Source organism: Ruegeria sp. B32 (assembly GCF_025141855.1).
In the GTDB taxonomy this organism is placed as follows: domain Bacteria; phylum Pseudomonadota; class Alphaproteobacteria; order Rhodobacterales; family Rhodobacteraceae; genus Ruegeria; species Ruegeria arenilitoris.
This window is the reverse complement of the sequence record NZ_CP081106.1, coordinates 2,912,279-2,934,041: the sequence shown is the minus strand read 5'-3', so window position 1 is coordinate 2,934,041 and position 21,763 is coordinate 2,912,279. Positions and strand designations below refer to the sequence as shown.

At 63.6% G+C, this 21,763-nt stretch carries 23 protein-coding genes; 16 read left to right on the top strand and 7 right to left on the bottom strand.

What is annotated here, in order from left to right; translation table 11 throughout:
* Nucleotides 1-25: 25 nt before the first annotated feature.
* Nucleotides 26-1,621 carry a phosphoglycerate dehydrogenase gene (serA, locus tag K3752_RS14880; protein WP_170341193.1) on the top strand — a complete coding sequence of 532 codons (1,596 nt, stop codon included), beginning with the start codon at nucleotides 26-28 and terminating at the stop codon, nucleotides 1,619-1,621.
* 107 nt (nucleotides 1,622-1,728) lie between these two features.
* Nucleotides 1,729-2,457 carry a metallophosphoesterase gene (locus tag K3752_RS14875; RefSeq protein WP_170360686.1) on the top strand — a complete coding sequence of 243 codons (729 nt, stop codon included), beginning with the start codon at nucleotides 1,729-1,731 and terminating at the stop codon, nucleotides 2,455-2,457.
* On the opposite strand, the gene K3752_RS14870 is transcribed toward K3752_RS14875, so the two are convergent.
* The 3 genes from K3752_RS14870 to K3752_RS14860 all read right to left on the bottom strand — a co-directional run bounded on the left by K3752_RS14870 (nucleotide 2,458) and on the right by K3752_RS14860 (nucleotide 6,147).
* Entirely contained in the window at nucleotides 2,458-3,975 is a 1,518-nt protein-coding gene (locus K3752_RS14870; RefSeq protein ID WP_260063652.1) for a malonyl-CoA synthase, read from the bottom strand.
* 77 nt (nucleotides 3,976-4,052) lie between these two features.
* Nucleotides 4,053-4,757 carry a GntR family transcriptional regulator gene (locus K3752_RS14865; protein WP_170529664.1) on the bottom strand — a complete coding sequence of 235 codons (705 nt, stop codon included), beginning with the start codon at nucleotides 4,755-4,757 and terminating at the stop codon, nucleotides 4,053-4,055.
* Between the two features lie 28 nt (nucleotides 4,758-4,785).
* A complete protein-coding gene (locus K3752_RS14860; protein WP_260063651.1) occupies nucleotides 4,786-6,147 on the bottom strand; it encodes a formimidoylglutamate deiminase in 1,362 nt (453 codons plus the stop codon).
* 81 nt (nucleotides 6,148-6,228) lie between these two features.
* Between K3752_RS14860 and hutI the strand changes: the two genes are divergently transcribed.
* The 8 genes from hutI (at nucleotide 6,229) to K3752_RS14820 (ending at nucleotide 13,559) form a co-directional block, all read left to right on the top strand.
* Entirely contained in the window at nucleotides 6,229-7,437 is a 1,209-nt protein-coding gene (gene hutI, locus K3752_RS14855) for an imidazolonepropionase (RefSeq protein WP_260063650.1), read from the top strand.
* Entirely contained in the window at nucleotides 7,434-8,972 is a 1,539-nt protein-coding gene (gene hutH, locus K3752_RS14850) for a histidine ammonia-lyase (RefSeq protein WP_260063649.1), read from the top strand. Before hutI ends, hutH begins: the two co-directional genes overlap by 4 nt.
* On the top strand, nucleotides 8,969-9,784 hold the full coding sequence (hutG, locus tag K3752_RS14845) for an N-formylglutamate deformylase (protein ID WP_260063648.1): 816 nt from the start codon (nucleotides 8,969-8,971) through the stop codon (nucleotides 9,782-9,784). Before hutH ends, hutG begins: the two co-directional genes overlap by 4 nt.
* Nucleotides 9,781-11,463 (top strand): urocanate hydratase, encoded by a 1,683-nt coding sequence (hutU, locus tag K3752_RS14840; protein ID WP_260063647.1) that lies wholly within the window; start codon nucleotides 9,781-9,783, stop codon nucleotides 11,461-11,463. Before hutG ends, hutU begins: the two co-directional genes overlap by 4 nt.
* 72 nt (nucleotides 11,464-11,535) lie before the next feature.
* The gene (gene serB / locus K3752_RS14835; protein ID WP_260063646.1) at nucleotides 11,536-12,414 is read left to right on the top strand and encodes a phosphoserine phosphatase SerB; all 879 of its coding nucleotides are present in this window, start codon (nucleotides 11,536-11,538) and stop codon (nucleotides 12,412-12,414) included.
* A gap of 50 nt (nucleotides 12,415-12,464) precedes the next feature.
* Nucleotides 12,465-12,794, top strand: coding sequence for a helix-turn-helix transcriptional regulator (locus K3752_RS14830; protein ID WP_170364192.1), 330 nt, complete (start codon nucleotides 12,465-12,467; stop codon nucleotides 12,792-12,794).
* A complete protein-coding gene (locus K3752_RS14825; RefSeq protein WP_170341210.1) occupies nucleotides 12,782-13,219 on the top strand; it encodes an SRPBCC domain-containing protein in 438 nt (145 codons plus the stop codon). Before K3752_RS14830 ends, K3752_RS14825 begins: the two co-directional genes overlap by 13 nt.
* A 19-nt stretch (nucleotides 13,220-13,238) precedes the next feature.
* On the top strand, nucleotides 13,239-13,559 hold the full coding sequence (locus K3752_RS14820) for a YciI family protein (RefSeq protein ID WP_170419976.1): 321 nt from the start codon (nucleotides 13,239-13,241) through the stop codon (nucleotides 13,557-13,559).
* A 3-nt stretch (nucleotides 13,560-13,562) separates the two neighbouring features.
* Here K3752_RS14820 and K3752_RS14815 read toward each other — a convergent pair whose 3' ends face one another.
* Nucleotides 13,563-14,561, bottom strand: a complete 999-nt coding sequence (locus K3752_RS14815) for an asparaginase (RefSeq protein ID WP_260063645.1) — start codon at nucleotides 14,559-14,561, stop codon at nucleotides 13,563-13,565.
* Nucleotides 14,562-14,740: 179 nt separating this feature from the next.
* Here K3752_RS14815 and K3752_RS14810 point away from each other — a divergent pair, with 179 nt between their 5' ends.
* The 5 genes from K3752_RS14810 (at nucleotide 14,741) to K3752_RS14790 (ending at nucleotide 18,182) form a co-directional block, all read left to right on the top strand.
* Nucleotides 14,741-15,274 (top strand): invasion associated locus B family protein, encoded by a 534-nt coding sequence (locus K3752_RS14810; RefSeq protein ID WP_170342134.1) that lies wholly within the window; start codon nucleotides 14,741-14,743, stop codon nucleotides 15,272-15,274.
* 161 nt (nucleotides 15,275-15,435) lie between these two features.
* On the top strand, nucleotides 15,436-15,603 hold the full coding sequence (locus K3752_RS14805) for a hypothetical protein (RefSeq protein ID WP_260063644.1): 168 nt from the start codon (nucleotides 15,436-15,438) through the stop codon (nucleotides 15,601-15,603).
* A gap of 87 nt (nucleotides 15,604-15,690) precedes the next feature.
* Entirely contained in the window at nucleotides 15,691-16,068 is a 378-nt protein-coding gene (locus tag K3752_RS14800) for a lysozyme inhibitor LprI family protein (RefSeq protein ID WP_170370152.1), read from the top strand.
* Between the two features lie 89 nt (nucleotides 16,069-16,157).
* Nucleotides 16,158-17,345: a 23S rRNA (adenine(2503)-C(2))-methyltransferase RlmN gene (gene rlmN / locus K3752_RS14795; protein ID WP_170364829.1), complete on the top strand. Its 1,188-nt coding sequence runs from the start codon at nucleotides 16,158-16,160 to the stop codon at nucleotides 17,343-17,345.
* A 216-nt stretch (nucleotides 17,346-17,561) separates the two neighbouring features.
* Nucleotides 17,562-18,182: a cytochrome P460 family protein gene (locus K3752_RS14790; RefSeq protein ID WP_170370147.1), complete on the top strand. Its 621-nt coding sequence runs from the start codon at nucleotides 17,562-17,564 to the stop codon at nucleotides 18,180-18,182.
* On the opposite strand, the gene K3752_RS14785 is transcribed toward K3752_RS14790, so the two are convergent.
* From K3752_RS14785 to K3752_RS14775, 3 genes are all read right to left on the bottom strand, one after another.
* Complete coding sequence (locus K3752_RS14785) at nucleotides 18,164-19,843, bottom strand: U32 family peptidase (RefSeq protein ID WP_260063643.1); 1,680 nt, start codon at nucleotides 19,841-19,843, stop codon at nucleotides 18,164-18,166. The two genes, K3752_RS14790 and K3752_RS14785, sit on opposite strands and share 19 nt — an antisense overlap.
* An 84-nt stretch (nucleotides 19,844-19,927) precedes the next feature.
* Nucleotides 19,928-20,272: a hypothetical protein gene (locus K3752_RS14780; protein ID WP_170341224.1), complete on the bottom strand. Its 345-nt coding sequence runs from the start codon at nucleotides 20,270-20,272 to the stop codon at nucleotides 19,928-19,930.
* Nucleotides 20,269-21,198 (bottom strand): J domain-containing protein, encoded by a 930-nt coding sequence (locus K3752_RS14775; protein ID WP_260063642.1) that lies wholly within the window; start codon nucleotides 21,196-21,198, stop codon nucleotides 20,269-20,271. Before K3752_RS14775 ends, K3752_RS14780 begins: the two co-directional genes overlap by 4 nt.
* 179 nt (nucleotides 21,199-21,377) lie before the next feature.
* On the opposite strand from K3752_RS14775, the gene K3752_RS14770 reads away from it, so the two are divergent.
* On the top strand, nucleotides 21,378-21,761 hold the full coding sequence (locus K3752_RS14770) for a hypothetical protein (protein ID WP_093964407.1): 384 nt from the start codon (nucleotides 21,378-21,380) through the stop codon (nucleotides 21,759-21,761).
* Nucleotides 21,762-21,763 lie beyond the last annotated feature (2 nt).

The following is a 21,763-nucleotide window of genomic DNA, read 5'->3' as shown; positions in this document are numbered from 1 at the left end:
ATCATCCCATTCAAGGACCACGCACATGGCCCCCAAAGTACTCGTATCCGACAAGCTCAGCGAAACCGCGGTTCAGATCTTCCGCGACCGCGGCATCGACGTGGATTTCATGCCCGACGTGGGCAAGGACAAGGAAAAGCTGGCCGAGATCATCGGCAACTATGACGGCCTGGCCATCCGCTCGGCCACCAAGGTCACCGAGAAGATCCTGGAAAAGGCCGACAAGCTGAAGGTGATCGGCCGCGCCGGCATCGGCACCGACAATATCGACAAGGACGCGGCCTCGAAAAAGGGCGTGATCGTGATGAACACGCCGTTCGGCAACATGATCACAACCGCCGAGCACGCCATCGCGATGATGTTCGCCGTGGCGCGCCAGATCCCCGAGGCCAATGCCAGCACCCATGCAGGCAAGTGGGAAAAGTCCAAATTCATGGGGGTCGAGCTGACCAACAAGACGCTGGGCGTGATCGGCGCCGGCAATATCGGCGGCATCGTCTGCGACCGGGCGCAGGGCCTCAAGATGAAGGTCATCGCCTATGACCCCTATCTGGGCCAGGAGAAGGCCGACAAGATGGGCGTGGAAAAGGTCGAGTTGGACGAGCTGCTGGCGCGGGCCGATTTTATCACCCTGCACGTGCCGCTGACGGACCAGACCCGCAACATCCTCAGCCGCGAGAACCTGGCCAAGACCAAGAAGGGCGTGCGCATCATCAACTGCGCCCGCGGCGGTCTGGTCGACGAAGAGGCGCTGGCCGAACTGATCAAATCCGGCCATGTCGCCGGCGCGGGGTTCGACGTGTTCAGCGAGGAACCGGCCAAGGAAAACCCGCTGTTCGGCCTGCCCAACGTGGTCTGCACCCCGCATCTGGGCGCGGCGACCACCGAAGCGCAGGAAAACGTGGCGCTGCAGGTGGCCGAGCAGATCTCGAACTATCTGCTGACCGGCGCGGTGGAAAATGCGCTGAACATGCCCAGCGTAACCGCCGAAGAGGCCAAGGTCATGGGACCGTGGATCAAGCTGGCCGGCCATCTGGGCAGCTTCATCGGCCAGATGACCGACGAGCCGATCAAGGCGATCAACATCCTGTATGACGGCGTGGCGGCGCAGATGAACCTGGCCGCGCTGAACTGCGCGGTGGTGGCGGGGATCATGAAACGCTCGAACCCTGAGGTGAATATGGTCTCGGCTCCGGTCGTGGCCAAAGAGCGCGGCGTCAAGATCTCGACCACCAACCAGGACAAGTCGGGCGCCTTCGAGGGCTATATCAAGGTGACCGTGGTGACCGACAAGCGCGAACGCTCGATCGGGGGCACCGTGTTCAGCGACGGCAAGCCGCGCTTCATCCAGATCAAGGGCATCAACATCGATGCCGAAGTCGGTGCGCACATGCTGTACACCACCAACGAGGACGTGCCGGGCATCATCGGCACCCTGGGCAAGACCATGGGCGAGCATGGCGTGAACATCGCCAACTTTACCCTGGGCCGCGCCCAGGCGGGGGGCGAGGCGATCGCGCTGCTGTATGTTGACGAGCCGGTTCCGGCAGAAGCCCGCGCCAAGCTGGCCGAAACCGGGCTGTTCACCCAGATCAAGCCGCTGGAGTTCGACGTGGTTTGATCCGGCAAGACCCGGATGAAAGCGATTGACGCCTGCACCCGCCCGGTGCAGGCGTTGTCGTTGCAAAGGCCCGCAAATCCAACCCCGCCTGGAACGGAGACATGGACATGACCGCGCCCACCTACGCCATCGGTGATCTGCACGGCCAGACGGCCGAGTTCGACCGCGCCCTGTCCCTGATCGAACAGGATGGCGGGCGCGATGCGCGGATCGTGTTTCTGGGCGACTACGTCGATCGCGGCCCCGACAGCAAGGGCCTGCTGGACCGGCTGATTGCCGGGCGCGACGCCGGGCGGAACTGGGTCACGCTGCTGGGCAACCATGACCGGATGTTCGCGTGGTTCCTGCAGGATGAGCCGCGCCATGATCCGCATCTTCTGGTCGGCTACCACTGGCTGCACGAGCGGCTGGGCGGCACCGAAACCCTGCGCAGCTATGGCGTCGAGTTCGAAGACCGCACCCGGCTGCAGGATGTGCATCGCGCGGCCGTTGCGGCAGTGCCGGTCGCGCACAGGGCTTTTCTGCGCGACCTGGTGCGGATGCATCAGACCCCCGAGATTGCCTTTGTCCACGCCGGCATCCGGCCGGGCGTGCCGCTGGGCGCGCAGGCCGAGGACGATCTGGTCTGGATCCGTCAGAGTTTTCACGCCTGCGAAACCCCGCACCCCAAGCTGATCGTGCATGGCCACACGGTGGTGGACCGCCCCACCCATTACGGGAACCGCATCAACCTGGACAGCGGCGCGGGCTATGGCCGCCAAACCGGGGTTGCCGTGTTCGAGGGGCGCGACTGCTGGCTGCTGACCGAAGCCGGACGCGTGCCGCTGCGCCCCTGATCAGCCGCCCGCGAACATGTTCTTGTAGGCCTCGCGGAGGGCGTTTTTCTGCACCTTGCCCATCGTATTGCGCGGCAGTTCGTCCAGCAGGATAAGCCTGCGGGGATGTTTGAAACGGGCAAGGCTTCGGCTCACCGCCTCCATGATCGTGTCCAGATCCGGTGCCGCGCCGGCCTCGGGCACCAGGATGCCCAGCACGGTTTCCCCGAAATCCGGGTGCTGCACGCCGATCACCGCGCTTTCCAGCACGCCGGGCTGGTCATCCAGAACCAGCTCGATTTCCTTGGGATAGATGTTGTAGCCGCCCGATATGATCAGGTCTTTGCCGCGGCCGACGATATGCACATAGCCATCCGCGTCGATGCGGCCCAGATCACCGGTGATGAAGAACCCGTCCTCGCGCAGCTCGGCGGCGGTTTTCTCGGGCATCTGCCAATAACCCTTGAACACGTTCGGGCCGCGCACTTCGATCATGCCGATCTCGCCCTGCGGCAGCGGATCGCCCGTTTCAGGGTCGGTGATCTTCAACTCGACCCCCGGCAGCGGAAAGCCCACCGTTCCGGCCCGACGCTCGCCGTCATAGGGGTTCGAGGTGTTCATGTTGGTTTCGGTCATGCCATAGCGTTCCAGGATGCGGTGGCCGGTGCGTTGCTCGAACCGCGTGTGGGTTTCGGCCAGCAGCGGCGCCGAACCGGATATGAACAGCCGCATGTGCCGGGTCAGATCCCCGGTAAACCGGTCGTCGTCCAAGAGACGAGTATAGAAGGTCGGCACACCCATCATCGAGGTGGCCTTGGGCATCAGGCGCAAGATGTCGTCCAGATCGAAGCCCGGTAGAAAGATCATCGATCCACCGGCCGACAGCATGACATTGGTGGCCACGAACAGGCCATGAGTGTGAAAGATCGGCAGCGCGTGCAGCAACACGTCATCCGCGGTGAAGCGCCACTCCCGTACCAGCGTTTCGGCGTTCGACAGCAGATTCGCCTGCGTCAGCATGGCACCCTTGGACCGTCCGGTGGTGCCCGATGTGTAAAGGAAAGCTGCGAGGTCATCCTCGGTCCTGTGCGCGGGTTCGAAGGCTGGCAACATCCCAAGTGCGCGCCGCATCAGGCTGCCGGAACCGTCCGCGTTCAGAGTTTCGAGCATCGCATTCTGCGCTTGGGCAATCGGCTCGATATCGACCTGTGATTTGGCATCCGCGACAACCATCCGAGCACCGCTGTTTTCGATGAAATACCGCAGCTCGTCTGTCGTGTAGGCGGTGTTCAGCGGCAGAAAGATCAGCCCGGCCTGAACGCAGGCTGCGTAAAGCGCCAGCGCCTCGGGCGATTTCGCGACCTGCACCGCAACGCGGTCATCCGGTTCCAGCCCGCAGGCCGTCAAAGCGTTGGCGATCCGGGCCGCCATGTCCAGGAATTCGGCATGTGAGAGAACGCGTCCGTCCGGCAGATGCAGGAACGGCGTTGTCTTGCCCGCGTGAATGCCGAAAAGTCGATCGTATAGCGGGTTGCTCATCCCGTTCTCCGTGTTGCCGTTGCTCGGTCAAGGCGAACCTGTACCGGAATCGGGCCGCGGTAAAGGCCCGGACTGCCTCAGAACCGGGTGGTCATCCGGTAGCCGGCCGCGAAATACATCTTGGCGAAGGTAACCGGGCTGCCTTGCAACCAGGTGATACGTTCCGCGGTAAAGACCGGCTCGCCAACCGTTACGTCCAGAAACCCGGCCAGTTCGGCGTCGGCGCGGCTTGCCAGAAAAGACAGCTCGACATTGGTGAAGGGGACCGTCTGAATCAGCCATTCATTGGGTCCCAGCGTCGAGAAATCAGCCTGTTCGACAGCCGGGACGCTGGCCGTAACGATCCAGCGATCCTCGAACTGAAACGGGGTGTTGTCCGAAAAATGCATGCACCGCACATGCATCACCCGCCGATCCGATCCCAGCGCCAGCCGCGCGGCCAGCCATTCGGGCGCCTGTTCGGCTTGGGCCGAGACAAGTGCATAGCGGTAGGTGCCGCCCAGAGCCTCGACCTCTTCCCGGACCAGCGGGATGGTGAACCGGGCCTGTCTCTGCGGCGCGCTCAGCACCCGGGTACCGGCCTTGCGGCGGCGTTCCAGAAATCCTTCCTCGGCCAGTTCGCGCAGCGCCCGATTGACCGTTGTACGCGTGCAGGAAAATTCGACCGCAAGGTCCTGCTCGTTGGGCAGCAGCATGTCCGGCAGCCACTGGCCCGAGCGGATGCGGTCAAGCACAGTCTGCTTGATTTCCTTGTAGCCGGTCGTGTCAGCGGTCTGGGTCATCTTGATCTCAACTCAGTTCTTTGTCGGGTCAGACGTCGGTCAACAGGTCTGCAATCGCGGCTTTGTAGTCTCTGATTATCGTCTCGCGCGCAATATGCCTGCCATCCCGCACCATATGACGGCCTGCCGACCACAGATCCGTTACCAGACCATCGGGTGCGGCAAAGCACAAGCCGTCCAGAAGTTGATGATCCGCCAGCGCGCAAAGCGTTGGGTGCGACCGGTCAACTGCCACCAGGTCGGCCAGTTTGCCGACCGCGATCTCTCCGGCATTGCGGCCCAGAGCCTGCGCCCCGCCTTGTGCCGCGCCGGTGTACAACGCATGTCCCACGGAACCGTTGGCTGCCGCCAGAACCGCGCGGGATCGGTCGCGAAGGCGCTGGGAGTATTCCAGACTGCGCAACTCCTCTGGCAGAGAAATCCGCACGTTAGAGTCTGATCCGACCCCGAACCGTCCTTGAGTTTCAAGGTAGGGCACTCCGTTGAAGATCCCGTCGCCCAGGTTGGCTTCTGTGATCGGACACAGGCCGGCCACGGCCCCCGAACGCGCCAGAGCGCGTGTTTCGGCGTCGTCCATCTGGGTAGCATGGATCAGACACCAGCGTGAATCGACCTGGGCGTTGTCCAGAAGCCAGGCGACCGGGCGTTGGCCCAAAGCGGATTGCACGTCCTCGACCTCTTTCACCTGTTCGGCGATATGGATGTGAACCGGACCCTCCGGAACTTGCGCCAGCAGCAGGGCCAAGTCCTTGGGTGAGGTGGCGCGCAAGGAATGCGGCGCGATGCCGACCACCGTGTCCGCGGCAAGATCTGCGGCAGCCGACCGGCACTCGTGATACAGGTCCGTGAACCGGTCCACGTCATTGCCGAACCGCAACTGGCCGCCAGACAGGGGCTCTTGCCGGACGCCGCCGTAGGAATAGAGAACCGGCAAATGGGTCAGACCGATTCCCGTCCGCAAAGCTGCTGCGAAGATACGCTGGCTCAGCTCGGAAAGCTGGTCGTAGGGCGCGCCGCCGGGCTGGTGATGCACATAGTGGAATTCCCCGACCGCGGCATATCCGGCCTCCTGCATCTCAAGGAACACCAGCGCAGCGATGGCCTCCATCTGCTCGGGCGTCAACCTGTCCAGAAAGCGGTACATCAGATTTCGCCAGGACCAGAAGCTTTCCCGCCCGGCTGCGCGAAACTCGGTCATACCTGCCATGGCGCGCTGAAACGCGTGGCTGTGCAGGTTCGACAAGGCTGGCAGCAGGGCATCAACGCTGGTGTCGGCCGACTGCGGACCCGCGCCGATCTCCAATCCGGTGATGACGCCATTCGCAGTTTCGACCCTCAGGTCCGAAACCCAGTCAGAGCCTAACAAGGCGGTTTTGGCATGGATCGGCATCAGTGCTTCTTTTTGTGTAGACTTTAATTTTTTACACGTATACGAAAAATTGAAACCCGAGGGGAGTCCAAAAGAATCGCGATGACCAGAAATTCGGTGATTTGTTGTCGGCGGATCGCAACCATGGCGGATGGGGTTGCGTCCTATGGCTTGGTCGAAGACGCGGCGATTGCTGTTTCGTCGGGCCGGATCAAATGGATCGGGCCGCACCGAGATCTGCCGCCGGATCACGCCGACTGGCCGATCGTCGATTTTGCAGATCGGTTGATCACTCCGGGCCTGATCGATCCGCACACGCATGCGATTTTCGGGGGTAACCGGGCGGTTGAGTTCGAAATGCGGCTGAACGGGGCAACCTACGAAGAGATTGCGCGCGCCAGCGGGGGAATTCTGTCGACGGTCACAGCCACACGCGCCGCCAGTATTCAGGACCTGATCCAAGAGGCGCTGCCTCGCATAGACGCGCTGTTGGCCGAGGGTGTGACCTGCATTGAAATCAAGTCCGGCTATGGACTGGATCAGGACACCGAGCTGCGCATGTTGCGCGGGGCCCGGGAAATTGCAAAGCAGCGCCCGGTGCGGGTTCGGACCAGCTTTCTGGGGGCACATGCAGTGCCGCCCGAATTCACCGGGCGTGCAGACGCCTATATCGACACGGTCTGCATCCCGACCCTGCGTGCGGCCCATGCCGAGGGGCTGGTCGACGCGGTCGACGGGTTCTGCGAGGGAATCGCGTTCGATACGACTCAGATCGCGCGGGTGTTCGTCGCAGCGCGTGATTTGGGGCTGCCGGTCAAACTGCATGCCGAGCAATTGTCGAACCTGGGCGGGGCCCGGCTGGCTGCGTCCTACGGCGCCCTGTCAGCCGATCATGTCGAATATGTGGATGCCGCCGGAGTGGCGGCCATGGCCGAGGCTGGAACGACTGCGGTTCTGCTGCCCGGGGCATTCTACACGTTGCGGGAAACGCAGGCTCCGCCGATCGACCTGTTCCGCAAGGCCGGGGTGCCGATGGCCCTGGCCACCGATTGCAACCCGGGGTCCTCGCCGCTGACGTCGCTGCTGCTGACGATGAACATGGGCTGCACCCTGTTTGGCATGACCCCGGCCGAGGCGTTGGCTGGGGTCACCCGCAATGCCGCCCGCGCGCTTGGGCTGAGTGATGCCGGCACGATAGCGCCGGGGCAGCGGGCGGATCTGGCCGTGTGGGACGTCTCTCACCCGGCCGAGCTGGCCTATCGGATCGGGTTCAACCCGCTGCACGCGCGCATTTTCGGAGGGGAGGCATGAGCGCTCTGACCTTGGTTCCGGGGCTGGTCTCGCTGGCCCAACTGGCGGATATCTACTGGAACGAAACGCCGGTGGTTCTGGATAATTGCTGTCGCCCGGCTGTCGAGGCCGCCGCCGCCCGCATCGCCGAGGCCGCCGCCGGGGACCAGCCCGTCTATGGCGTGAATACCGGTTTCGGCAAGCTGGCAAGCCTCAAGATCGCGGCCAAGGACACCTCGGCGCTGCAGCGCAACCTGATCCTCAGCCATTGCTGCGGGGTTGGCTCGGCGGTGCCGCGGCGGTTGGCGCGCCTGATGATGGCGCTCAAGCTGTTGTCCTTCGGGCGCGGCGCATCCGGTGTGCGGTGGGCGCTGGTAGATCTGCTGCAGCAGATGCTGGCCCGTGGCGTGACCCCGGTGATCCCGGCGCAGGGCTCGGTGGGGGCCTCGGGTGATCTGGCGCCGCTGGCCCACATGACGGCGGTGGTCATCGGCGAAGGCGAAGCCGAGCTGGACGGTACGGTCATGCCGGGCGCCCAAGCCTTGAAAAAAGCCGGGTTAGAGCCTGTTCAGCTGGGGCCGAAAGAGGGCCTGGCCTTCATCAACGGCACCCAGTTCTCGACGGCCTACGCCTTGGCGGGCCTGTTCGAAGGCTGGCGCGCGGCGCAGAACGCGCTCGTCGTTTCGGCCGTATCGACCGATGCCATCATGGGCTCCACCGCGCCGCTGCAACCCGAGATCCATGCCCTGCGCGGTCATCGCGGCCAGATCGAGGCCGCCAGCGCCATGCGGGCCGTGTTGCAGGGGTCGGAAATACGCGAAAGCCATCGCGAGGGCGACAGCCGCGTGCAGGATCCGTATTGCATTCGCTGCCAGCCGCAGGTCACCGGTGCCGCGATGGACGTGATCCGGCAGGCTGCCGCCACCCTGCAGACCGAGGCCAACGCGGCCACTGACAACCCGCTGGTGCTGTCCGATCCCGACATGATCGTTTCGGGCGGCAATTTTCACGCCGAACCGGTGGGATTTGCCGCCGACATGATCGCGCTGGCCCTGTCCGAGATCGGGGCCATCGCGCAACGCCGGATCGCGCTGATGGTGGATCCGACGCTCAGCTTCGATCTGCCGCCATTCCTGACCCCCGATCCGGGTCTGAATTCCGGCTTCATGATCGCCGAGGTCACGACCGCCGCACTGATGAGCGAAAACAAGCATCTGGCCAACCCCTGCGTCACCGACAGCACGCCCACCTCGGCCAACCAGGAGGATCACGTCTCGATGGCGGCCCACGGGGCGCGGCGTCTGACGCGCATGGTGGAAAACCTGAACCACATTCTGGGGATCGAACTGCTCTGCGCCGCCCAGGGCGTCGAGTTCCGCGCCCCGCTGGTCACCAGCGCGCCCTTGCAGCGGGTGATTGCGCGGCTGCGCGCCGATATCCCGCCTTTGGCGGAGGACCGATACCTGGCCCCGGAACTGGAGCAGGCCAAGGATCTTGTGGCCAGCGGCGCGATGCTGGAGGCGCTGGGCGTACCGCTGCCGGAGGTGACGGCATGACCGTGGTCGAGGTGCAGCGGGGGCAGGGCCCGATCGTGCTGGGCCAACCGCATGGCGGAACCTTCGTGCCCGAGGAGATCCATGCGCGCCTGAACCAGACCGGCCGGGCGTTGGCGGACACGGATTGGCACATAAATAGGCTCTATAAAGGGCTATTGGGCGATGCGACGGTGGTTCAGTCCCGCGTGCACCGCTATGTGATCGACGCCAATCGTGACCCTGCAGGTCAGTCGCTCTATCCGGGGCAGAACACGACGACCCTGGTGCCTCTGACCGATTTCGACGGGCGCCCCATATGGCTGGAAGGTCAGGAGCCGTCGGAAGATGAAATCGAGGAGAGGCGCGAAAAGTTCCACGCCCCCTACCACGCCGCGTTGCAGGAAGAATTGGAGCGGGTGCGGGTCAGGCATGGCGTGGTGATCTTGTTCGACTGCCATTCGATCCGGTCGCGGATCCCCTTCCTGTTCGACGGAGAACTGCCGGTGTTCAACACAGGCACCAATGACGGAACCACCTGCGCCCCCGAGGTCGCGCAGGCGGTGGACGCCGTGGCCCGGGCGTCGGGCTGTACCGCGGTGCTGAACGGCCGGTTCAAGGGCGGCTGGACCACCCGGAACTATGGCCGTCCGGACAAGGGCATACATGCGATCCAGATGGAGATCGCCCAATGCGCCTATATGGACGAGACCTCGCCCTGGACCTGGCGCGCGGACCGGGCCGAACGCCTGCGCCCGCACCTGAAAGAGATGCTTGACCGCCTGCGTGCCCTGGCCCTGTCTGGCGCGCTGGCCGAAAAAGGAGCCCCGAAATGAGTGACCCGCGCAAAAACACCCGTGACGTCTTTCCGCCGACCGGGCCGGACCTGAATGCCAAAAGCTGGCTGACCGAGGCCCCGTTGCGGATGCTGATGAACAACCTGCACCCCGACGTTGCTGAAAACCCGCACGAATTGGTGGTCTATGGCGGTATCGGCCGCGCGGCCCGAACCTGGAAGGATTTCGACACTATCGTTGCCAGTTTGAAGGATCTCGAGTCCGACGAGACCCTGATCGTGCAGTCCGGCAAGCCGGTGGCGATCATCCGCACGCACAAGGACGCGCCGCGGGTGCTGATCGCCAATTCCAACCTCGTGCCGCATTGGGCGACCTGGGACCATTTCAACGAATTGGATAAGAAGGGCCTGATGATGTACGGCCAGATGACGGCCGGGTCGTGGATCTATATCGGTACGCAGGGCATCGTTCAGGGCACCTATGAAACCTTCGCCGAGGCCGGGCGCCAGCACTATGGCGGCGACCTGACCGGCCGATGGATCCTGACCGGGGGGCTGGGCGGCATGGGCGGAGCACAGCCCCTCGCGGCAGTCTTCGCCGGGGCCTGCTGTCTGGCGGTGGAATGCAACCCCGACAGCATCGATTTCCGCCTGCGCACCAAATACCTGGATGAAAAGGCCGAAACTCTGGACGAGGCGCTCGCCATGATCGACCGCTGGACCAAGGCGGGCGAGGCGAAGTCCGTGGGTCTGCTGGGCAATGCGGCCGAGATCTTTCCCGAGATTTACGCCCGGATGCAGGCCGGCGGGATGCGCCCCGACATTGTAACCGACCAGACCAGCGCGCATGACCCGATCAACGGGTATCTGCCCTTGGGCTGGACCCTGGCCCAGTGGCGCGAAAAGCGGGAAACAGACCCTAAAGCTGTGGAAAAGGCCGCACGCGCCTCGATGAAGCAGCATGTCGCGGCGATGGTCGATTTCTGGAACGCGGGCGTGCCGACGCTGGATTATGGCAACAACATCCGTCAGGTGGCGCAGGACGAGGGGCTTGAGAACGCCTTTGCCTTTCCCGGTTTCGTCCCGGCCTATATCCGCCCGCTGTTCTGCCGTGGCATCGGCCCGTTCCGCTGGTGCGCGCTGTCGGGTGACCCCGAGGACATCTACAAGACTGATGCCAAGATGAAGGAGCTGTTCCCCGAGAACGAGCATCTGCATCGCTGGCTGGACATGGCCCGTGTCCGGATCGCGTTTCAGGGTCTGCCCGCGCGGATCTGCTGGATCGGGCTGGGCGACCGGCACCGCGCGGGTCTGGCCTTCAACGAGATGGTCGCGAACGGAGAGCTGAAGGCCCCGGTGGTGATCGGACGCGACCACCTCGACAGCGGTTCGGTTGCCAGTCCCAACCGCGAGACCGAGGCGATGCTGGACGGGTCCGACGCCGTGTCGGACTGGCCGCTGCTGAACGCGCTGATCAACACCGCCAGCGGCGCGACCTGGGTGTCGCTGCATCACGGCGGCGGAGTCGGCATGGGCTTCAGCCAGCATGCGGGCGTGGTGATCTGCGCCGACGGCACCGAGGACGCCGCGCGGCGGCTCGAGCGGGTGTTGTGGAACGACCCGGCCTCTGGCGTGTGGCGCCATGCGGATGCGGGGTATGACATCGCCAAGGACTGCGCCCGCGAACACGGCCTGCGCCTGCCGGGCATTCTGGGCTAGCGGCGTGGAATTGGCCTCTGGCGGAAATGCTGCGCCTGCGATATGCGCAGGGCAGGCTGCCGGAGGATCAAGATGTACGTTGCCACTCTGTTGACCAACCCCAAGACGCCGTCGCTGGACGGGGCGCTGATCGACTCGTTGCGCAATGCCTGGGGCGGGGGCGACATCCAGTGGCTGAGCCCCGACGAAGCGGCCGAATTTGCCCTGCCGGCGGTTCCGGCCAACCGCTGGGATGTCTGGGCCGATTTACAGAAGCTGGGCGTCGATCTGGTCGTGCAGCCGGCCGAGGGCCGCCGCAAGAAGATGCTGCTGGCCGATATGGACAGCACGATGATCCAGCAGGAATGCATCGACGAACTGGCTGACGAGGCCGGGGTGGGCGAGCGGGTCAAGGACATCACCGCCCGCGCCATGAATGGCGAGTTGGATTTCGAAGGCGCGCTGACCGAGCGGGTGGGCCTGCTGAAGGGGCTGGACGTGTCGGTGATCGACCGGGTGTTGAACCAGCGCATCACCCTTATGCCGGGCGGCCGCGAACTGGTTGCGACGATGCGGGCCAATGGCGGCTATGCCGCGCTGGTCTCGGGCGGGTTCACCGCGTTCACGGCCCGCGTGGCCGAGCTGCTGGGCTTTGACGAGAATCGCGCCAACACGTTGCTGGCGGCGGACGGCAAGCTGACCGGTGACGTGCAGCGCCCGATCCTGGGCCGTCAGGCCAAGGTCGAGGCGCTGGAGCAGATCTCGGCCCGGCTGGGCATTTCCGAGGCCGAGGTGATTGCCGTGGGCGACGGTGCGAACGATTTGGGCATGCTGGACCGCGCCGGGACGGGGGTGGCCCTGCACGCCAAACCCTCGGTCGCCGGGCAATGCGACGTGCGCATCAACCATGGCGACCTGACCGCGCTGCTGTATCTGCAGGGATATGCCCGATCGGATTTTGCGCAGGGCTGATCCGACGATTTCAGGTTTCCATTGCTTAACATTCATGTTAATTAATGGGCATGAACACGCTGCTCGATGCCTTTTCGGCCCTGTCCGACCCGACCCGATTCACGATCGTTGAACAACTGATGGATCAGGGCGAACTGCCCGCAGGCGACCTTGCCCAAGGCAAGGGGATGTCCGGCGCGGCCATATCCCGGCACCTGAAGGTGCTGCGGCAGGCCGGGCTGGTGAACCAGCGCGTGAACGGCACCCAGCGCATCTATTCGATCCGCCCCGAAGGTCTGCGGGCGATTGCCGAATGGACCATCTCCAAACGCCAGTTCTGGGAGGCCAGTCTGGACCGCCTGGGCGACATTCTGCAGGAGGAAAGCTCATGGCCGACCTGAAGCTGGTGCGCGACTTTCCGGTCAGCGCCGAAACCCTGTTCGCCTGGATCAGCGACGGAACCAGATTGTTGCAGTGGTGGGGGCCCGAAGGGGTCGAGGTGCCGGAGCACGATCTGGATTTCTCGCGCCTAGGTCCGTGGTATTCGGTCATGGTCAATCGCGAGGGGCAGCGTTTCAAGGTGTCCGGGCATGTGACCCATGTGGACCCACCGAACTCGGTCGGGTTCACCTGGGGCTGGCATGACGACCAGGACCAGCGCGGCGCCGAGAGCCATGTGAAGCTGGCGGTCGAGCCGACCGACACCGGAGCGCGCCTGATCCTGGATCACCGCGATCTGGGCGATGACGACGTCTCGGCCAATCATGAAAGCGGCTGGACTTCGTCGCTGCGCAAGCTAGAAGCCCGGCTTGCCAACCCCGTCTGACCAAAAGGGAGACCAGAAAATGCCTCAGTACCTGTTTGTCTATCACGGCGGCACCACGCCGACCGACCCGGCCGAGATCGAAGCCACCATGGCCGCCTGGGGCGCGTGGTTCCAGAACATGGGGCCGGCGCTGGAAATCCCCGGCAACCCGGTGGGCCAGTCCCATACCGTCAGCGCCGATGGCGTGGCCGGCAATGGCGGGCCGAACCCGGCCTCGGGCTTTACAGTGGTTAAGGCCGACAGCGTCGAAGCCGCCACCGAGATGGCCAAGGGCTGCCCCATGGTGGTCAACGGCTCGGGCTCGGTCGAGGTGGCCGAGATCCACGAGATCGAGATGTGACCCTCAGCCGGGGAAACCCGGCGCGGGGCGGATCACGCCGCATTCCAGCCCGCGGCGGCTGTATTGCGTGGCGTTCATGAATTTGCGCGTGGCCGGGTGATCGGCCTCGAGCACGCCGAGGCTGACGAGAATGGCGGCGATGGCACACTCGCTGGCGCGGGTGGCGCCATCGGTGATCTTCAGCGCCACGCCCATCTTCTTTTCCGGGATGATCGCGACGAACACGGCCTCGGCCCCGGTCTTGATCGCGGCACGGCCTTTCATCGCGCGCATCAGTTCGGTGCAGGCACGGGTTTCGCCGGCCACCAGCTCGGGGTGGGCGACCATCGCCCGGGTCAATTGCAGGGCCGCGTCGCTGGCCCGATCCGACCGGTCGCCGGCCGAGGCAAACCACGCCATCGACCGCGCCAGCCCCACCAGAGAAGTGGCGAAATTGGGCGCCGAGCAGCCGTCGATACCATAGCACGGGCTGTCCTCGCCCGTGGTCTCTTCGAAGGCCGACAGGCAGGCCTGCTGCACGGGGTGGTCGATCTCGATATATTCCGGGCCTGCACCCATGTGCCGGGCCAGGGTCAGGAACCCGCAATGCTTGCCCGAGCAGTTGTTGTGGATCTGGCAGGGCGTGTCGTCGGCCAGGATCAGGCCGTCGCGCGCGGCCATGTCGGCCGGCTCCTGCGGGCCGCAGCGCAGATCGGGCTCGGACAGGCCCAGGTGATCCAGCCAGGCGGTCACGCGCTCGGTATGGATCGCCGCGCCGTTGTGCGAGGCGCAGGCCAGCGCCAGATGCTCGGAGCCCAGCCCGTATTTGGCCGCCGCGCCCGAGGTGATCAGCGGCAGCGCCTGGATCATCTTGGCTGACGACCGCGGATAGATCACCGCGTTCGGATCGCCCCAGCTGCGCACGATCTGGCCGCTGTCGTCGCAGATCACCGCATGGCCCAGATGAAGGCTCTCCAACAGCGGTCCGCGCCACAGTTCGGTCATCGGTACTGGCTGCGTCATGTCGTCCCTCCGGAATGTGCGCAAAATTCTGCCAATCGCCCTTTCGCCTGTGGCGAAACCTGCGTTAGTGTGTGTATGTCGGCAATCATCCGGATGCGCAACTGCAACAGACGGACCGTCAGGGTTCGCGGCCTTCCGGGATGGAGTTGAGGTGTGGGTCGAGCCAGGAGGCTGAACGAATGAAAACAATGCTCGCCCGCGTATGCGCGGGCCTTTGTGTGGCAGGGATGGCCACGACAGCGATCGCCCAGCAGGCGACCAGTACGAACCGTGTGTCCGCTCAGACTGATTGGAGCGTGTTCGTCGAAGACGATCCGACCGAGTGCTGGAGCGTATCCGCCCCCAAGGAGACCGTGAATACCCGCGGTGGCCGTGTGGTATCGGTGCGTCGCAGCGACATTTTGCTGTTCGTGTTCTATCGCCCCAACGCCGAGGTCAAAGGTCAGGTGACATTCACCGGAGGCTACCCATTCGCCCCCGGGTCCACGGTGAATCTGGAAATCGACGGGTCCGAGTTCGAACTGTTCACCGAGGGCGAGTGGGCGTGGCCCGCCAGCGCCGCGGATGATGCCAAGATCGTCACGGCGATGAAGCGCGGGACCGAGGCCGTGTTGACCGCACGGTCCGAACGCGGCACCCAGACCAAGGACACGTTCTCGTTGCTGGGCTTTACCGCAGCCATCGAAGACGCCGAGAAGCGCTGCACCAAATAACTGCCCAACCCGTCCAGATCTCATGCCCCGCCAAAATGGCGGGGTTTTGCGTTTTTGCGCATCCGTTTACGCAACGTCGGCACCAAAACTTGATCCGCATCAAGGCTGACGGATTCGATTTCTGAACCAATCGGTTCAGACAACAAAGAAGGAGTCCAGACATGTCGATCAAACCCCTTATTGCGGTTCTGATTGTTGCAGCGGCAACTCTGAGCGCGTGCGAGAAATCCACCGAAACCTATCCGGTCACGGGCGAGCAATGCGGCCCGAATGATCCGGTCAAGACACTGGATGCCGAGGACTGCTACATCCCGCCAGCCGGGGTGTGATCGCTCGCTGCACCTAAAACGTGCCCAAGCCTGACCACTGTGCTAAGCTCTGTCTGAAACCATGGGTAGACAGGCGAGGAGACGGACATGCGTTGGGTTTGGGCAGCAATTCTTCTTCCGGTATCGGCATTTGCAGACCCGGCGCTGGAATGTACCGATGCCGGATCTCAGGTCGAGATCGGGACATGCGTCGGTCGGGCCGAGACCAATGTCGAGGCCGCTTTGGTCGCGGCGTTTGGGTTCGCAGTCGATGCGGCGAAGGAACTGGACGAAGTGACGGGTCGGGCTGTTGCTTTGCCAGCGCTTGAAACTTCTCAAGAGGCCTGGAAGACTTATCGCGATGCGCAGTGCGAAGCAGTTGGCGCGTCTTTTGGTGGTGGATCCGGAACGGGCATTGCGATCACCTCGTGCCGGGTCGAGTTGGGGCGGGCCCGTGTCACCGAACTGTTGCGGTTCCTCGACTGACGTCCGGACAGGTTCTCACGAATCCTTTTGATCTTTGCCGGCGTTCCTATATAGAGGCGCATCCCAAGCCAGAACGCCCGAGAACCGCCATGTCCGCCAAAGCGCCGATCACCCAGGATGTCATGACCATTCCCCGCAAATTGCCCGAGGGAACGATCAACCTTGTCGGTCTGACCCGCGACCGGCTGCGCGAGGTTCTGATCGAACATGGAACGCCTGAAAAGCAGGCCAAAATGCGGGTGAACCAGATCTGGCAGTGGATCTATCAATGGGGCGTGCGCGACTTTGACCAGATGACCAATCTGGCCAAGGCCTATCGCGCGCAGCTGGCCGAGAATTTCGTGATCGAAATCCCGGAGGTGGTTACCCGCCAGGTCTCGGAGGATGGTACTCGCAAGTACCTGGTGCGCATTGCCGGAGGGCACGAGGTCGAGGTCGTCTACATCCCCGAAGAGGATCGCGGCACGCTGTGCATCTCCTCGCAGGTGGGCTGCACGCTGACCTGTTCGTTCTGCCACACCGGAACGCAGAAGCTGGTGCGCAACCTGACTGCGGCCGAGATCATCGGTCAGGTGATGATGGCGCGTGACGATCTGGACGAATGGCCGACCCCGGGCGCGCCCAAGAACGAGACGCGCCTGCTGTCCAACATCGTGCTGATGGGCATGGGCGAGCCGCTCTACAATTTCGAAAACGTCCGCGACGCGATGAAGATCGCGATGGATCCCGAGGGCATTTCCCTGTCGCGTCGGCGCATCACCCTGTCGACCTCGGGCGTGGTACCCGAAATCGCACGCACGGCGGAAGAGATCGGCTGCCTGCTGGCGATCTCGTTCCACGCCACCACGGACGAGGTGCGCGACGTTCTGGTCCCGATCAACAAGCGTTGGAACATCGAGGAACTGCTGCAGGCGCTGGCCAGCTATCCCAACGCGTCGAATTCGGAGCGGATCACCTTTGAATACGTGATGCTGGACGGCGTGAACGACAGCGACGAGGACGCACATCGCCTGATCGACCACATCAAGCGCCATAACATTCCGGCCAAGATCAACCTGATCCCGTTCAACGAATGGCCCGGTGCGCCCTACAAGCGCAGCTCGAACAACCGGATCCGGGCCTTTGCCAACATCATCTATCAGGCCGGGTACGCCTCGCCCATCCGCAAGACGCGGGGCGAGGACATCATGGCCGCCTGCGGTCAGTTGAAATCGGCCACCGAGCGCGCCCGCAAGTCGCGCCGCCAGATCGAGGCCGAGGCCGGGCTGAAAGGTTGATCCGATGCCCGCGGGTTCGCGGGCAAATGGTCTGTAATTCTACGGCTGAATTTGGTAGTCTTGAGGCATGAGAGGTGCGCGGTTGCGCGCACGTAAAATCTGCGCACAAGACGGTGAGTTGGACAGTCCGGTTCTGGTGCGTTTCGTCCAGTCCGCTCAAATTTGTCGGGGAAATCTGCGGAATTCAGGCAAGCCTGGAACAGGGTGGGCCAATACATGAACGCACTGACGAACCTGTCCACGATCTGCATGACCGCCGTATTGGTTGCATCGGGCGCAGCCATTGCATGGGCGCAATCCAACGAGACCGAGGCGCATCTGGCGATCGAGAACCCGGCGGACCTGAGCAAAGAGGACGCGCAGCAGCACTATCGCGCCCTCAGGAAACAGATGGATCGCGGCTATGCCACCGCGCATCTGGATCAACTGATGAACTATCAGAACTGGCCGTTGTTCAACGACGCGCCGTACCTGTCGGCCACGCATGGGCAGCGCTACGTCAACAGCTATGCCAACCGGATGGCCCACAATTACGGCACCTTGCAACCGGGGGAAAAGCTGCCCGTGGGCTCGGTTCTGGCCAAGGACAGCATGACCGTCACGGATGAGGGCCGGGTGCATCCCGGCGCCCTGTTCGTGATGGAGAAACTGCCCGAAGGCACCAGCCCCGACACCGCCGACTGGCGCTATGTCATGGTGATGCCCGACGGATCGCTGTTCGGTGACACGATGGGGGATCGCGCGGGGGCGGTTGCCTATTGCCATGACTGCCACGAAGCGGTGGCTGACCGCGACTATACGTTCTTCGTGCCCGAGGATTACCGCGTCGGCAACTGATCGCGGGCCGCGTCGCCGGGCAGTTTCAGGGCGGCGGCCTCGCGCCGGCTGAGCTGTTCCCCCTGCTTGCGTTTTGACAGAACCTCGCGCGCCAGGGCGTATTTGTCATCCTGCCAGAAGATCAGGCAGCCGTTGCACCCCTTGCCGCAGCAACCCTCGGTGCCCACGCGGTTGGTCTTGAACCGGCGCGCGGTGCCGTCCTGTCCGATCTTCTCCACCAGCTCGTCCCGGCGGCGGGCGTAGGCGGCGGGATTGTCGCGCCCCGAGGTTTCCAGGCCCTGCACCAGCTTGTCAAAGCGGATGCGGCTCCAGTGTTCGTCGGTCAGGGCGCGCTCCTTGCGCAGCACCGAATATACCGGGAAACGGGCGCGCAGGTCGTCGGGGTCTTCGTGATCGAACAGGGAAAACGGCAGGCGGATCACGGTTTTCGTGCTGCCATGCACCACGTCCAGCTTGGCGCCGTCGCTGACGCGTTCAAATTCGTAGACGCGCAGCAGGACCGTCTCGCGCGAGATGGGCGAGACGAAATCCAGCACGTCGCCGGGTTCAAGCTTGTTCTTCACTTCGACCAGGAAGGCATCCTCGGTCACGTCGGTCACCAGTCCGGCATATTCCCATTGGGCGATGGTCGCGGTGTGTTCGTAATCATGCGCGTAATTTGTGAGCCGCCCCTCGTGAAAGGCCAGCGTGTAGCCGCGGTTTCCCACGGTCTCCAACTCGCGCATATACGGCTTCGGGTCCCAGTTCTCGGGGTCGGCATAGTAGTCGTCGATCGCCATGCGATAGGCGCGCGCGACGATGGCGGCATAATATTCCGACTTGCCGCGCCCCTCCACCTTGAGGCTGTCGACGCCGATCTTCAGATATTCGTCCAGCTTGGGCATGATGCACAGATCGCGCGAGTTGAGGATGTACGAGCCGCGATCATCCTCTTCGATCGGCATCAGTTCACCCGGGCGGCAGCCTTCTTCCAGCAGGAATTCGAACAGGTCGGCGTTTTCCTCGGTGATCCGCAGTTCCTGATGGGTGCCGTCCTTCAGCCGCAGCTTCAGCGCATAGTTCCAGCGGCAGGAATTGGCGCAGTTGCCCTGGTTGGCGCCACGTTCCGCCATGAAGTTCGACAGCAGGCAGCGGCCCGAATAGGTCATGCACATGGCGCCGTGCACGAAAGCCTCGAGCCGGATGTCGGGGCATTTCTCGCGGATTTCCACCAGTTCGGGGTACGAGACCTCGCGCGCCAGCACTACCAGTTCGGCCCCCTGATCCTGCCAGAACTTCACCGACAGCCACGAACAGATATTGGCCTGGGTCGAGATATGCAGCGGCAGTTCGGGCGCGCGGTCGCGCACATACTGGAACACGCCGGGGTCCGCGATGATCAACCCGTCGGGCCGTACCTTGCGCACGGTGTCGATGTATTCATCCAGCTTGGGGATGTCCTTGTTGTGCGAAAACAAGTTCAGCGTCAGATAGGCGCGCCGGCCATGCGCGTGGCAGAACTCGACCCCTTCGATCACCTCGCCCAGCGAAAACTCGGACTTGGTGCGCAGGGACATGTCGGGCGTGCCCAGATACACCGCATCCGCCCCGTACAGGATGGCCAGTTTCAGCTTGCGCAGATTGCCTGCAGGCATCAGCAATTCCGACTTGGTCCGTGTCATCGCATCACCCGGTTCCGACTCGATGGCGCCTTCTAAGGCAAAACCACCGAGTCCAGAAGGGCAAACCTGCCTTGCAGACAGGTCCTAGCCGCGGCGGAACCGCGCTGTTCCGATCCGTTCGACCAGCTGGCTGCGGACCGGGTCGGGTTGGGCGTCGATGGCGCGCAGCACCTCGCGCAGTTCTGCCCGCAGGCCGTGCATCTGGTCGATCAGCGACAGCACCATCGACAGGGCGTCGGGCTCCATCTCGTACTGGTCATCCAACTCGCAAGCCAGTTGCAGGCGCGCCATGTCCAGCCGCTCGTAGACCAGCCCCTGGTCGGACTGGCGCGGGATCACGATCCGGGCGGACAGGAACCGGGACAACCGCTCTGATGTCAGGTTCTGGACGGCTTCGATCAGTTCGGCTTCGGTCAGAGAACGGGTCATGCCGGCATTCCTTTCCGCGGGTCATAGCTGTGCGACTTGCGCCAGTTCTGCATGAACTGCTTCAGTTCGTCGTCGATCTTGTCGGGCATCACCACGCTCAGCTCGATCAGCTGGTCGCCCCGTTTGTCCGAGCCGCGTTTCCTGACGCCTTTGCCGCGCAGGCGCAGGGTCTTGCCGCTGCTTGTGCCCTCGGGCACGGTCACGTTCACGCGGCCGTCGATCGTGGGCGCGGGGACCTTGCCGCCCAGAACGGCCTCGTCGATGGTGATCGGCAGGGTGATGCGGATGTCGTCGCTCTCGCGCTTGAACACCGGGTGTTCGGCCACGCGGATCGTGACCAGCGCGTCGCCCGGCGGCCCCTCGCCATAGCCCGGCGCGCCCTTGCCACGCAGGCGGATGGTCTGGCCGTCGGTGATGCCGGCGGGGATCTTCACCTCGATCCGGTCGCCATTGGGCAGGGTCAGCTTTTGCGTGGCACCGAAAACCGCGTCCAGGAAGCTGATCTGCAGGCTGTAGTTCACGTTGTGACCGGGCGCATGAAACTCGCGCGCACGCCCCCCGCTGAAGCCACCGTTGCCACGGTTGCCGAAGAACTGGGCGAAGATGTCCGACATGTCGTCGTCCTCGACCCCGCCGCCCGCGCGATAAGGGTTGCCTGCGGTTTCGGCATATTCGCGGTAATATTGCTGCTGCGGGCGCTCCTGGCCCGAGGCGTCGATCTCGCCCCGGTCGAATTTTGCCCGGGTTTCGGGGTCCTTCAGCAGGTCATAGGCTGCGGCGGCGGCCTTGAACTTGGCCTCGGCCTTGGCGTCCCCGGGCTTTAGGTCCGGGTGGCAGTCCTTGGCGATGCGCCGGTAGGCTTTCTTGATTTCGGCGGCACTGGCGTCTTTCGAGACGCCCAACACCGAATATGGATTGTCGCTCATAGATCTCTCGTTTCTGATGGGTTGCGCCAGTGGATGTTGTTGGCAGTTAACCTTTCAGATTGTGTCGTGTCATGGAATTTCAACAGGACCGAATACCGAGAAGATTGAATTTTCTCGAAAAATTCCGGCATCATGATAATATCCGCATGTTTCGAACTGTTGCGGATGGAGTCAAACGCATGTCACGCAGAATCAAGTCGGCCCTGGCCCTGTTGGCGGGCAATGCCATCGGTCTGTTGTTGGCCAGCCTGTTGCTGACCGGCTTTTCGATCAAGCCGGTGTCCTTCATCGTGGTGGTGATCGTGTTCACCCTGGTTCAGGTCGTGGCCGAGCCATTGATCCTGAAGATCGGGGAAAAGAACGTGCCGGCGCTGAAGGGCGGCATCGCGCTGGTGGTCACCTTCGTGGGCCTGTTGATCACTGATCTGGTCGCCGCAGGGCTGACCGTGGGCGGTATCTCGAACCTGCTGGCGGCGACGCTGCTGGTGTGGCTCGGCGCCCTGATCGCCGGGGTTCTGCTGCCGATCTACGTCTTCACCGAACTGCGCGAGCCCAAGAAATAAGG